At 64.3% G+C, this 12,721-nt stretch carries 10 protein-coding genes; 4 read left to right on the top strand and 6 right to left on the bottom strand.

All coding sequences use genetic code 11. The annotated features are described in order from the left end of the window. Window positions 1-26: 26 nt before the first annotated feature. Window positions 27-431, bottom strand: a complete 405-nt coding sequence (locus QX070_RS19810; protein WP_315738671.1) for a hypothetical protein — start codon at window positions 429-431, stop codon at window positions 27-29. Between QX070_RS19810 and QX070_RS19805 the strand changes: the two genes are divergently transcribed. After that, complete coding sequence (locus QX070_RS19805; RefSeq protein WP_315738670.1) at window positions 430-609, top strand: hypothetical protein; 180 nt, start codon at window positions 430-432, stop codon at window positions 607-609. The genes QX070_RS19810 and QX070_RS19805 overlap by 2 nt on opposite strands. Window positions 610-792: 183 nt before the next feature. Further along, the gene (locus QX070_RS19800; protein ID WP_315738669.1) at window positions 793-1,086 is read left to right on the top strand and encodes a DUF6496 domain-containing protein; all 294 of its coding nucleotides are present in this window, start codon (window positions 793-795) and stop codon (window positions 1,084-1,086) included. A 45-nt stretch (window positions 1,087-1,131) separates the two neighbouring features. Here the strand turns inward: QX070_RS19800 and QX070_RS19795 are convergent, their stop codons facing one another. After that, window positions 1,132-2,013: a Ku protein gene (locus QX070_RS19795; RefSeq protein ID WP_315738668.1), complete on the bottom strand. Its 882-nt coding sequence runs from the start codon at window positions 2,011-2,013 to the stop codon at window positions 1,132-1,134. A gap of 640 nt (window positions 2,014-2,653) precedes the next feature. Between QX070_RS19795 and ligD the strand changes: the two genes are divergently transcribed. Next, window positions 2,654-5,338, top strand: a complete 2,685-nt coding sequence (gene ligD / locus QX070_RS19790) for a DNA ligase D (protein ID WP_315738667.1) — start codon at window positions 2,654-2,656, stop codon at window positions 5,336-5,338. A 94-nt stretch (window positions 5,339-5,432) separates the two neighbouring features. Here ligD and QX070_RS19785 read toward each other — a convergent pair whose 3' ends face one another. Beyond that, window positions 5,433-5,597, bottom strand: coding sequence for a DUF3309 family protein (locus tag QX070_RS19785; protein ID WP_006614022.1), 165 nt, complete (start codon window positions 5,595-5,597; stop codon window positions 5,433-5,435). 170 nt (window positions 5,598-5,767) lie between these two features. Here QX070_RS19785 and QX070_RS19780 point away from each other — a divergent pair, with 170 nt between their 5' ends. After that, window positions 5,768-6,079 carry a polyhydroxyalkanoic acid system family protein gene (locus QX070_RS19780; RefSeq protein WP_315738666.1) on the top strand — a complete coding sequence of 104 codons (312 nt, stop codon included), beginning with the start codon at window positions 5,768-5,770 and terminating at the stop codon, window positions 6,077-6,079. Here the strand turns inward: QX070_RS19780 and treY are convergent, their stop codons facing one another. The 3 genes from treY to glgX are packed head-to-tail and all read right to left on the bottom strand — an operon-like array spanning window position 6,080 to window position 12,721. Continuing rightward, window positions 6,080-8,881 (bottom strand): malto-oligosyltrehalose synthase, encoded by a 2,802-nt coding sequence (gene treY / locus QX070_RS19775; protein ID WP_315738665.1) that lies wholly within the window; start codon window positions 8,879-8,881, stop codon window positions 6,080-6,082. 1 nt (window position 8,882) lies between these two features. Then, a complete protein-coding gene (gene treZ, locus QX070_RS19770) occupies window positions 8,883-10,649 on the bottom strand; it encodes a malto-oligosyltrehalose trehalohydrolase (RefSeq protein ID WP_315738664.1) in 1,767 nt (588 codons plus the stop codon). Then, window positions 10,646-12,721 carry a glycogen debranching protein GlgX gene (gene glgX, locus QX070_RS19765; RefSeq protein ID WP_315738663.1) on the bottom strand — a complete coding sequence of 692 codons (2,076 nt, stop codon included), beginning with the start codon at window positions 12,719-12,721 and terminating at the stop codon, window positions 10,646-10,648. The genes treZ and glgX overlap by 4 nt, the downstream gene beginning before the upstream one ends.

Raw genomic sequence — 12,721 nt, 5'->3', positions numbered from 1 at the left:
TCGTATCGGCCGACTGGTCCTATGTGTCAGGGGCGTTGGCATCGCCATTCGATGGCGAGCTTGCGTGTCCCGCGGGCGGCATCAGCTCGTTTCGTTAAATTTACGAGCAATTTTGACCAACCGGTCATGTCGCGCTGCGGCACAGTACGTCCGCAGGCGCCCGTTCTCTGGATCAACGGATGATCGAGACTGCGGTCGTGCCACCTGATCGGCGCAGCTGATCGTGCGTTTGCATGCACAATGGTGTAAACACGGGACGTGCCATGTCTCGGCTTGTCAGAACGCGATCTGAATTTTGGGGGGGCGAGGCTGCCGACTGCGGCGCAGAGATTGTCATCGGCGATACCGGGAAGAGCATCATGCCCGAAATTCATCTCAATCAAGGTCAGCCCGACGCGTTGTTCTTGGCTCCCATCAGTGAGGTCGGTCATGGAAGAATACATTCATCTGCAGAACCTCATCCTGTTCAGGAAACGTCTCGCTGAATTCAACGATGAGTCCAAGCGGACGGTGCTCCTGAAATTGCTGACTGAGGAAGAGGCCAGGGACGCATCATTCGGAACGTCGCCTTGTCCAGTTGCGCCTCATGCGGCGGATCAGAACGTCTGATCGGCTTCTCGGTCTATCCGTCATCGAAGCGACGAGCGCGAAGCTGCATTGGAATCTCGATGTATCGACGGGCTTCGATTCCCGCGATCGTGAAAGCATGTGTGGAGGTACGCGGCATCAGCTTGCGCTTTGGAACTTTCGTCTCGCCGACGCGGTTTACGTGTCGCAATCGGGAGGATGTTCATGGCACGACAATACTCGCGCAAGGCATCGGCCAAGGTCGGCCGGGCCATGAAGAAGCGCAAGGCCGGCACGCTGCGCAGCGGCGGTTCCGGTCGCAAGGTCAAGAGCCGCAAGCAGGCCATCGCGATCGGCCTGTCGGAGGCGCGCCGCGAGGGCAAGAAGGTGCCGCCGAAGAAGAGCGCGCGGACATCGGCGAAGAAGTCATCGAAAAAGACAACCAAGAAGGCATCGAGCAAGAAGACCACGAAGAAGACCAGCCGGAAGACAGCAAAGAAATCATCGAAGAAAAGCTGAGGCTCGGGATTGTGCCGCCTTGCGCTCATCCGGGCTACGGCGTACTTAGCCCGCCTTCCTCTGCCGCGCCGCCGACCGATGCGCCTTCTTCGCCGTGCGTCGATGCGTGCTCGTCCGCCGTGGCGCCGCACGCGCCGTCTTTTTTCCGCTCTTGCCGTTCAGGCTCTGCTTCAGCGCATCCATCAGGCTGACGACGTTGTCGGGCCGTTCCTCCGGCTCCGGTAGCTTGATCGGCTTGCCCGACGCCTTGCGTTTTACCAGCGCCTTCAGCGCGGTCTCGTATTGGTCCTTGAACTCCGAGGGATCGAAATGCGCCGCCTTGGTCTGCAGGATGTGGCCGGCGAGCTCGACCATGTCCTTGGTGATCTTCGGCGCCTTGATGTCGTCGAAGAACTCAGCTTCGTCGCGCAGCTCATAGGGAAAGCGCAGGGTGGTGCCGAGCATGCCCTTGCCCATCGGCTCGATGGCGATGATATGCTCACGGTTGGTCAGCACGATGCGCGCCAGCGCGACGCGGTCCTGATCCTTCATCGCATCGCGGATCACCGCGAAGGCGTCGATGGCCGCCTTGCCGTCGGGGGCGATGTAATAGGGATCGTTGAGATAGCGCTGGTCGATCTCGTCGCGCGGCACGAAGCTGTCGATGTCGATCGTATGGTTGCTCTCGATCTGGACCGCCTCCAGCTCCTCGGGCTCGATCTCGACGTACTGTCCCTTGGACAGCTCGTAGCCGCGGCCCTTCTGGTCGCCTTCGACGATGTCGCCGGTCTCGGAGTCGACCATCTGCTGCTTGAGCCGGTTGCCGGTCTCGCGGTTGATCAGATGGAAGCGCGTCTTCTCCACCGAGGTCGACGCCGGATAGAGGACGACGGGGCAACTGACGAGCGAGAGTTTGAGCGAGCCTTTCCAATAGGCGCGGGGGGCCATCGTGGTCTCCTTGGACAATCCGGACGAGGCTGCAACGGGCAAGCGTCGGTGTGGGTTCCATGGGCCCGGCGAAGGTCGCTTCGGGAAAAAATAATTCGCTTGACGACTTCGTAAAATCAGCATTATAGTCCGACCCGTTCCGTTGCGTCGGAGGGGACGTATCGCGGTCGTCACGGACGTCGGCAGCGGAATGCGATGGGTGTGTCGGATTGCAGCGTGATTCAGTCGCGCCGACGAACAATCCGGCATGCACGGTCAAGTCGCGCGGTCCTGATACCCCGATGCTGGTATCCAGCGCAATGCGCGCAAGCGCATTGTCGCGACACGGTGGCCAACAAGCCCGGCGCGCCGAGGAGAACGCGAAGCAGCCGTTAAAGCCGTCGCGCAGGGAGGGCCGGGATGTCTCGGCTGCACCTGTGGTACCTGCCGCCTGCATTTTTTTCGCAGGCGGGCCATGGGGGCGGCGAGCTCCCGGCCTTCCCTGCGCCCTCTCGATTGGCAGAGGGCGGACGCCAGCGCAGCCTGGGCTCCCTGAGCCGCGGGAACGCGGAACTTTGCCCGATGTTATCATCATGGTGATGCGGCCGGTTCCACGAGTTCACCGGCTTTGCTACGCTGCCACTCAACGCGAGGGATCACCGTGGCGTTCAGGAAGCTCTCCACCTATCGCAAGAAGCGCGATTTTGACAAGACGGCGGAGCCGTCCGGCGACGCCAAGGTTGCGCGTGCGCCGCGGCCGCGTTTCGTCATCCAGAAGCACGACGCGACGCGGCTGCACTACGATCTCAGGCTCGAATTTGGCGGCGTCTTCAAGTCGTGGGCGGTGACCAAGGGCCCGTCGCTCGATCCGCATGACAAGCGGCTCGCGGTCGAGGTCGAGGACCACCCGCTCGACTACGGCGATTTCGAGGGCACGATCCCGGAAGGCGAGTATGGCGGCGGCACCGTCATGCTGTGGGACCGTGGCTATTGGGAGAGCGAGGATCCCGAGAGCGGCTTCAAGAAGGGCGATCTGAAGTTCACGCTGGATGGCGAGAAGCTGCATGGCAGTTGGGTGCTGGTGCGCATGCGCCACGATCGCACCGGCGGCAAGCGCACCAATTGGCTCCTGATCAAGCATCGCGACGAATTTGCCAAGGAGGGCGAGGCCAACGACATTCTCGACGCCGACAAATCAGTGGCGTCGGGGCGCACGATGGAGCAGATCGCGGCCGGCAAAGGCAAAGCGCCGAAGCCGTTCATGCTCGCCAAGACACAGCGCATGAATGCCGATGCGGTGTGGCATTCGAACCGCAGCGACGGCAAGGCCACTTCGACGAAGACGGCGCCGTCGGCAAAGACGACGAAAGCGAGCCTGAAGTCGAAGACAGTGGCGCCGCGCATGGTGTCATCGTTGCCGGACTTCGTCGCCCCAGAGCTGTGTACCTCGGTCGCGAAGCCGCCGAGCGGTGAGGGGTGGGGGCATGAGATCAAGTTCGACGGCTACCGCGTGCAGATCAGGGTCGAAGGCGGCAAGGCAACCCTGATGACGCGAAAGGGCCTGGACTGGACGGCCAAGTTCAGTGCGATCGCGCAGGAGGCCGCGAAGCTGCCGGATGCGATCATCGACGGCGAGATCGTCGCGCTCGACAAGGACGGCAATCCGAATTTCTCTGCGCTGCAGGCGGCGATCTCAGCGGGCGAAACCGACGATCTGATCTTCTTTGCCTTCGACCTGATGTTCGCCGAAGAGTTCGACCTTCGCCGCCAGCCTTTGCGCGAGCGCAAGGCGCGCCTCGCGAAGCTGTTGAAGGGGAACATCAAAGGCAAGGCGCCGCGCATCCGCTATGTCGAGCACTTCGAGAGCGACGGCGAGGCGGTGCTGGAGTCCGCGCGCAAGCTGTCGCTGGAGGGCATCGTCTCCAAGAAGCTGGACTCGGCCTATCATTCGGGACGGACGGAGAGCTGGACCAAAGCCAAGACCAGGCCTGGCCACGAGGTCGTCATCGGTGGCTGGAAGACCACCAACGGCAAATTCCGATCGTTGATGGTCGGCGTCAACAAGGACGATCATCTCGCTTATGTCGGAATCGTCGGCACCGGCTTCGGCCAGGACACGGTGAAGGAGATCATGCCGGCGCTGAAGGCGGCGGCCTCCGACAAGAGCCCGTTCAGCGGCAAGAACGCGCCGCGCAAGACGCGCGAGGTGCATTGGCTCAAGCCCGAGCTGGTCGCCGAGATCGAGTTTGCAGGCTTCACCGGCGACGGCAATGTCAGGCAGGCCTCGTTCAAGGCACTGCGCGAGGACAAGCCGGCGCGCGAGGTCGTTGCCGAGGAGCCGGTGGTGACGACGAAGGTTGCGAAGCCGGTGGCGCGCGCCGCGGCGAGCGTCGCGACCGTCGGCACCACGGTCCACAAGACGCCGTCTCGGACGAAGGGCTCGGCCACCGTGATGGGCGTTGCGATCTCCAAGCCCGACAAGGCGCTGTGGCCGGACGCCGGCGACGGCGAGCCCGTCACCAAGCTCGATCTCGCGAACTATCTGGAAGCCGTCGGAGACTGGATGATCGGTCATCTTAAGGGCCGGCCATGCTCGATCGTGCGTGCGCCTGACGGCATCGGTGGCGAAAAATTCTTCCAGCGGCACGGCATGCAGGGCATGTCGGACCTGCTCGAGCTGGTCAAGGTCTCGGGCGATCGCAAGCCGTATCTGCAGATCGATCGCGTCGAGGGATTGATCGCGGTGGCTCAGGTCGCCGCCGTCGAGCTGCATCCATGGAATTGCGCGCCGGACGCCTATGACGTTCCGGGCCGGCTGGTGTTCGATCTCGATCCGGCGCCGAACGTCGCGTTCGAGGAGGTGATCGCGGCAGCCAAGGACATGCGCCAGCGCTTGAAGAGCCTCGGACTCGAGAGCTTCTGCAAGACCACGGGCGGCAAGGGTCTGCATGTGGTGACGCCGTTGCTGCACGGCGCGCGCGACAAGGTGAGCTGGCCCGAGGCGAAGGCGTTTGCCCAGGGCGTGTGCCAATGGATGGCGAACGACAGCCCGGAGCAATATCTGCTCAACATGTCGAAGAAGCTGCGCAGGGGAAAGATCTTCCTCGACTATCTGCGCAACGACCGGATGTCAACGGCCGTCGCCGTGCTGTCGCCGCGCGCCCGCGAAGGCGCCACCGTGTCGATGCCGCTGACCTGGGCGCAGGTGAAGAACGGGCTCGAACCCAAGCGGTACACGGTCCGAACCGCGCCGGCGCTGTTGCCCAAGACCAAGGCGTGGGAGGGCTATGACGACGCGGCCGGAGCGATCAAGCCGGCGATGAGGAAGCTCGCGAACGAAGTGTAAGGGATGCGATGCGGGGCGCAATCAAGCCCAGGCCGACGTGGCGCGGCCACGTCAGCCCGAACTGATCAGTTGGATGGCTATGAGATCGATCGGATCAGATGCGTCCGAGCAAGACGAGAATCAGCACGATGACGATGATCAGGCCAAGGCCGCCGCCGCCGTAGTAGCCGGTGCCGTAGAACGGACCGCCGCCGATGCCGGAAAAGCCGCCGAGCAGGGCGATGATGAGAATGATGAGGATGATAGTTCCGATGGACATGTGCTTCCCTCCAGTGCCCGGCAGCGGGGCGACAACGTGCTCTGCCTTCGCCGAGGAAACTGGTTGGAACTTCGAAAGTTCCGCATGGGAACAAGTAAAATGCAGGGTGTGTCTTTGCGGTCGCATCCACCGATGACTACATGAAGACGGTTGTTAGTCAGGAGATCGCGATGTCAAGTCCGCTTGTCGTTTCCATTCCGCATCGCCTCGGCAAGGACGAGGCTGTGCGCCGGCTCCAGGCCGGTCTCAGCCGCGCCGCGACCAGCGTTCCGGTCCTGAAGGTCGACGAAGAGCGCTGGGAGGGCGACAAGATGATCTTTCGCGTTCGCGCGCTCGGTCAGGCGGCGTCGGGCCATGTCGACGTCGCTGACGATCACGTGCGTGTCGAGGTCGTGCTGCCCTGGCTGCTGCAGCGCTTTGCCGAGGCGGCGCAGGCCGCGATCCGTAACCGCGGCCAGTTGCTGCTGACGAAGAAGAGCTGATCAGGTCGGCGCTGCCGCTGTCTGGCGTCGACCAGCCGGGTGGGCTGCCGCATCAGTCCGCGCCGGGATCACTGCTGCAGGCATGTGCGTGAAGATGGAGGACACCGCGACCATGCCGTTCTGCATGTCCGCAGATGTGTAACCGCGGGCATGAACCTCGGCTTCGAAATCATCCGCGTGGGGCCACACCCGGCCAGCGTCGGTAAACGGCGCAAAGTTGCGCGCAGTGACGACGATGACGGCGTCGCGCCCGCGCCGCCGTGCGAAGGCAATGATGTGATCGGCATGACGTCCGCTCACCTCGAGCGGCTCATAGGCGCCGTCCGTGAAGACCGAGGACATCTCGTTACGCAGCCGGAGCAGCCGGCGCGTCCAGGCCAGCTTGATGCGGCCATCCGGCCAATGGTCCGCGAGGTGCGCCCAGTCGGGACTCTCGCACGCACGCAGCGCCTGTTCGCGTGCGGCGAAATCGACCGGGCGGCGATTGTCGGGATCGACCATCGAGAGGTCCCAGAATTCGGTGCCCTGGTAGAAGTCGGGCACCCCCGGCATCGTCGCCTTCAGCGTCAGCTGCGTCAGGGAGTTCAGCGCGCCGAGCAGCGCCAGCCGCTTGGCAAGCGTCTCCAGCGACTGCAGGAACTCGGGCGAACGGTCGCCGTCCAGGATGCGTTCGATGAAGGCGCGCAGGCCGTTCTCATAGGCCTCGTTCGGATTGAGCCAGCTGGTCTCCTCCTTGCCCTCGCGCGCGGCCTTCAGCGCATAGGCCTGCAGCCGATCGGGCAGGGTGTCATCGGTGCCGCTTGCCGGCCAGATGCCGACGAGCGTCTGGTACAGCATGTATTCGAACGCCGCCGAGGGCGCGCGCATCTTGCCATCCGTGATGACGTGCGGCGCGTTCAAGGTCTTCCAGCGCGCGACCGACGACGTCCAGTCATTGGGCAGCTCGGTGATGGCGGCGAGCCGCGTGCGCGCATCCTCGCCGCGCTTGGTGTCGTGCGTGGCGGTGGCGGTCATGCCGTGCGGCCAATGCCTGGCGCGGTCCTGCATCAGCTTGTGGAAGTCGGCGATGGCCAGAGCATGGGCAGCCGGATCGCCGCCGACCTCGTTGAGCGCGAGCAGCCGGTGGAAGCGGTAGAAGGAGGTGTCCTCCAGCGACTTCGCCATCATGGGCCCGGTGAGCTGCTGCACCTTGAGGGCGAAGCGGCGCACGCGCGGGACGCTGTGATTGGTGCTGCGGTCGCGCTTGATGAGATCCATAGTCAGCGCATCGCGCAGGAACTCGAAGATCGAGCCGTCGGAGGCGAACCATTCGGCGCGGGCGCCGGCGATGGCGTGGTCGATCAGCTTGCGGTCGGTCTCGGTCGGACCGGCTGTGGTGAGATAGGTGCGATAGACCGGGAAGTGAAGAACATACAGTTCGAGCGCCTGGCGCAGGATGTCTTCCGAATAGTCGCGCGTGGAGTAGTGGCCGTTGGCGATGCGCGCCAGCAGGCGCGTCAGCACGGTGAACTCGCTGGTCAGCAGCGTCTCAAGCACGCGTCGCTTGGCTTCCTTTATCACCGGCGCCAGCTTCGGCGGCTTGTTGCTGATCTGGCGCCATATCTCGTCGAGCGGCTCCAGGCCGTTGCCGTCGATCAAAAGCTGGATGACCACGTTCATCCATTCGTAGCCGGTGGTGCCGTGCACGCCTGCGAAGCGCGGCAGCTTCTCCTGCTCGCAGAGGATCTTCTCGATCACGACGTAGAACGGCCCCGCGGCCGGCCCGCGGGCGTCGCGGATCAGCCGGCGCAGGCGCTGAAAATATTGTGCGGGATCGCGCAGGCCATCGATATGGTCGAGCCGCAATCCCTGCAACTGGCCGCCGGAGATCAGCGTCTTGACCAGCCGGTGGATCGCTTCGAACGTGCCGGCATCCTCGACGCGCAGGCCCGCCAGCGTGTTGACGTCGAAGAAGCGGCGGTAGTTGATGTCGCTGGAGGCGAGCCGCCAGTGGCCGAGCTTGTAGTGCTGCCTCTCCAGCAGATGATGCAGGGCGAGCGTCTGTGCCGGACGCTCGGGCCCGGCCTTGTAGGCCGCGATCCCGCGGGCAATGACGTCGGCGGCGTCCGGAATGGCCTTGAGGGCCGCCTTGAATGCCGGCGCTTCCTTGCGGTTCGGATGGCGCAGGCCCTGATAGCGCGAGGCGAGCTCCAGGATCGCCCTGCCGGTCTCACTGCTTTCTGCGCCTGCCTCCTTGACGATGATGCGCAGCACTTCGCCGTAGCGCTCGGGCGCGATCGGCAGCCGATGCTCGAAGTACCAGCAGGAGAACGAGCCTTCGCCTGGGTCATAGCGCAGCTCGATGTCGCCATGTTCGAGTGCATGCCCGTAGGAGGTGCCGACGATCGGCAGCAGCACGCCGCCGCGTGCGCGATACGGCAACTGGTCCCAATCGATGTCGAACGAGGCGGCGTGCGGCGAAGCCTGGCCCCATTCGAGGACGTCGAGCCACCATGGATTGTCGTCGAAATGCACGCCGACATGGTTCGGCACGAAGTCGAGGATGAGGCCGAGATCGTGCTGCTTGAGCGCCGCGCTCAGTTTGGCAAAGCCGTCCTCGCCGCCGAGCTCGGGATTGAGCTTGGAATGATCGGTGATGTCGTAGCCATGCGTCGAGCCCTTCCGCGCCGTCATGAACGGCGAGGCGTAGACGTGGCTGATGCCGAGCGCCTTCAGATACGGCACGACGCGCGCGGCCGCTTCGAAGTTGAAATCACCCGTGAGCTGCAGGCGATAGGTCGCGAGGGGGACGGCCGGAGGCATGCTATCCTCCGATGCTCCAGAACACGGACCACGGCGGCAGGCGGTCTCCAGGCGTGCCGCCCCAGATCGGAGTGCCCGGGACGCCGTTCGGCGAAGCCGCGAGCTCCTTGTCCGAGACGTTGGCAAGCAGAGTCAGCCTGCTGCCATCGCCCATCTCCCAATGCGCGGTCAGGCGACCGTCATCGGTCACATCAGCGTCGCCGAATTTTGCGCCCGGAAGCCGCGGCGCAACCTCCTTGTGACGCACGGCGAGGAGCGCGCGCACCAGCGCCAGACGCTCGCGCCCCGGCGATGAATTACGGGAGTCCCAGTCGATGATCGCGGACTTGAAGGTTTCGATGTCGAGCGGATCGGGGACCTCGTCGCCATGTCTGGCGTATGCCCACTCATACTCCTTGCGGCGTCCCTTGCGCACGGCATGCGCAAGGTCGCCCTGGAAGTCGCAGAAGAATGGGAACGGCTGCTTCGAGCCCCATTCCTCGCCCATGAACAGCATCGGCACGGTCGGCGCCAGCAGCGTCACCGCGAGCGCCGCCGCGATCCCTTGCGGCGGCGCCAGCGCCTCGAGCCGGTCGCCGAACACGCGATTGCCGATCTGGTCATGGTTCTGCAGGAAGTTGACGAACGCTCCGGGGGCCAGATGACCGCTCGGCTCACCTCGCGGATCGCCGCCCCAGAATGCCGCCGGTTCGCCCTGATAGACGAAGCCGGAGGCGAGCGCGCGAGCGAGATCGCGGCGCGGCGCCTGCTGGTAGTCGCCGTAATAGCCGCCACTCTCGCCCGTCAGCATGACGTGCCAGGCATGATGATAATCGTCGTTCCACTGCGCGCGGAATTTGCCGCGCGGCGGCTCCTCCGCGGAATCCAGCATGCTGGCGCGGTTGTCGCCGTTTTCGAGCACCAGATGGATGTGCCGCCCGGTTGCTTCGACAAGCTTGCCAACCGCCGCGCTCAGATCGTGCAGCATCGGGATCTCACCCTCGTTGGACAGGATGTGATTGACCGCATCGAAGCGCAGGCCGTCGAAGCGATAATTCGTCAGCCAATGCAGCGCGTTCTCGATCGCGAAGGCGCACACTTCCGCGCGCCGGTAGTCGATCGCGCTGCCCCATGGCGTATGCGCATCGGTGAAGAAGGTCGGTGCATACAGGCCGATGTAGTTTCCCTCCGGGCCGAAGTGATTGTAGACGACGTCGAGAAACACCATCACCCCACGCAAATGGGCCTCGTCGATCAACGCCCGCAGGTCGTCGGGCCGGCCGTAGACGCTGTCGGGTGCGTAGAGCAGCACGCCGTCATAGCCCCAATTGCGCCGGCCGGCGAAATCCGCCAGTGGCATCAGCTCGAGTGCCGTGATGCCGGTCTCGACGAGGTGATCGAGCTTGTCGATCATCGCGCGGTAGGTGCCTTCCGACGTGAAGGTGCCGACATGACTTTCCAGGAACACGGCATCCTGCCACGGGCGGCCGCGCCAGTTTTCGGAACGCCAGGTGTAGGCGCGGTGATCGATGACTTCGCTCGGACCGGAGACGTCCTCTGGCTGGAAATCCGAGCCGGGATCCGGAACGTCGAGCTCGTCGTCGATGCGGAACTTATACTGCGTGCCGGCGCCGACGCCGGCGACCTCAAGCGCATACCAGCCGCCGTCGAGGCGCTGCATCTCGTGCTTGCCGTCGAGCACCAGATCGACGCGCTTGGCGGCGGGAGCCCACAATCGGAACGTCGTGCCTTTCCCGGTGATGCGAGGTCCGAACTGACGGGGGCTCATGGCAGGCCCGCATACGCCAGCACGGAGCGGGGCGGAGCCTTGAGGTCGGCCCCGGCGGTGAAATCGACCTGCTTCTGCTGGGCTTCGGTGGTGTCGAGGACCTGCTGCCACGTCTTGTATTCGGCGAGCTCGGGCAATTCGAATCCAATCTCTTCGGGCGCTGCATTCAGAACGATAAAGATCGGAGCCTGCTCCTGTTCCAACGGGGCGAGCACGTAGGCGAGAAATCGTCCGTCGGGAAAGGTCCAGTCGGTTTGCGTCATCTCCTCCGCCGAAGGCGTCAGCCACAGCACGCCGAAGCTGCCGTCCGAGCGGCGGCCGTCCAGCCAGCGGCGTGCGCGGATCTGGCCGAAGCGGCGGCGCAGCTCGGTCATGTGCGCGATGAAGTCGATGAGGTCGTCACCCTCGCGGCCCATGCCGCTCCAGTCGACCCAGCCGACATCGTTGTCCTGACAATAGGCGTTGTTGTTGCCGTGCTGCGAGTTGCCAACCTCGTCGCCTGCGAGCAGGATCGGCAGACCCTGCGCGAGGAACAGACAGGCGAGCTGGTTCTTGCGCAACTGTCGGCGCATCGCATTGATCGCGACGTCGTCGGTCGGGCCTTCATGGCCGCAATTGTTGCTGTGATTGTCGTTGGAGCCGTCGCGATTGTCCTCGCCGTTCGCCTCGTTGTGCTTGCTGTTGTAGCTGAACAGGTCCGCCAGCGTGAAGCCGTCATGGACGGTGACGTGATTGACGCTGGCGCGTTGGCTACGGCCGTCGTGATTGAAGATGTCGGACGAGCCGGTCATGCGGCTGGAGACCTCGCCGATCAGGCTGCCTTCGCCGCTCCAGTAGCGGCGCATGGCGCTGCGATAGCGGTCGTTCCACTCCGACCATTGCGACGGGAAGGCACCGACCTGGTAGCCGCCGAGGCCGACGTCCCACGGCTCTGCCACGAGCTTCACGCCGGCGAGCACGGGGTCCTGGCGGATCGCAGTGAGAAACCCGCTGCGCCGGTCGAAGCCGTGCTTCTCGCGCGCCAACGTCGTCGCGAGATCGAAGCGGAAGCCGTCGACGTGACAGACCTCGACCCAGTAACGCAGCGAGTCCATCACCATCTGCAGCACGCGCGGATGGGTGAGGTTCACCGACGAGCCGCAACCAGTGAAGTCGTCGTAGAAGCGCGGATTGTCGGGCTGGAGCCAGTAGTAGGAGGCGTTGTCGATGCCACGATAGCACAGGGTCGGCCCGAGATGGTTGCCCTCGGCGGTGTGGTTGTAGACCACGTCCAGCATCACCTCGATGCCGGCATCGTGCAGCCGCGCCACCGTCGTTCGGAAGGCATCGAGCGGATTGTCCTGCGCGTAGCGCAGCTCCGGCGCGAAGAAGGAAATGGTGTTGTAGCCCCAGTAGTTGACGAGCTTCTTCTCGACCAGCATGCGGTCGTCGATGAAGGCGTGGATCGGAAGCAGCTCGATCGTCGTGACGCCGAGCCGCTTCAGATGCTTGATCATCGCGGGCGAGGAGAGTCCGCCATAGGTGCCGCGCAGATTGGGCGGTACGTCGTCGCGCTTGGTGGTCAGGCCCTTGACGTGGGCCTCGTAGATGATCGTGTCCTCCCACGGGATCTGCGGCCGCATCTCGCGCCGGCCCCAGTTGAAGGTCTCGTCGATGACGACCGCCTTGGGCATGCCGCGGGCATTGTCGCGCCGGTCGAACGAGAGATCCTCGCGCGGCGAGCCGGCGCGGTAGGCGAAATGGGCATCGCTCCAGACCAGCCGGCCGGCGAGCCGCTTGGCATAGGGGTCGAGCAGCAGCTTGTTGGCATTGAAGCGGTGGCCGCGCTCCGGCTCGTAGGGCCCGTAGACGCGGTAGCCGTAGAGCTGCCCCGGCGAGACGTCGTTGAGATAGCCGTGCCAGACATCTTCCGTCCGCTCCGGCAATTCGATCCGCTCGATCTCTCGCCGGCCCTGGCTGTCGAACAGGCAGAGCTCGACCTTCTCGGCATTGGCGGAGAACAAGGCAAAATTGGTCCCCCGTCCGTCCCAGGTTGCTCCGAGACGGGCGTGGCTTCCTGCGGCCAGACGCAT

Origin of the sequence: Bradyrhizobium sp. SZCCHNR1093 (assembly GCF_032381175.1) — a bacterium.
GTDB lineage: Bacteria > Pseudomonadota > Alphaproteobacteria > Rhizobiales > Xanthobacteraceae > Bradyrhizobium.
The sequence above is the reverse complement of the archived record's forward strand: the minus strand, read 5'-3'. Positions and strand labels throughout refer to the sequence as shown.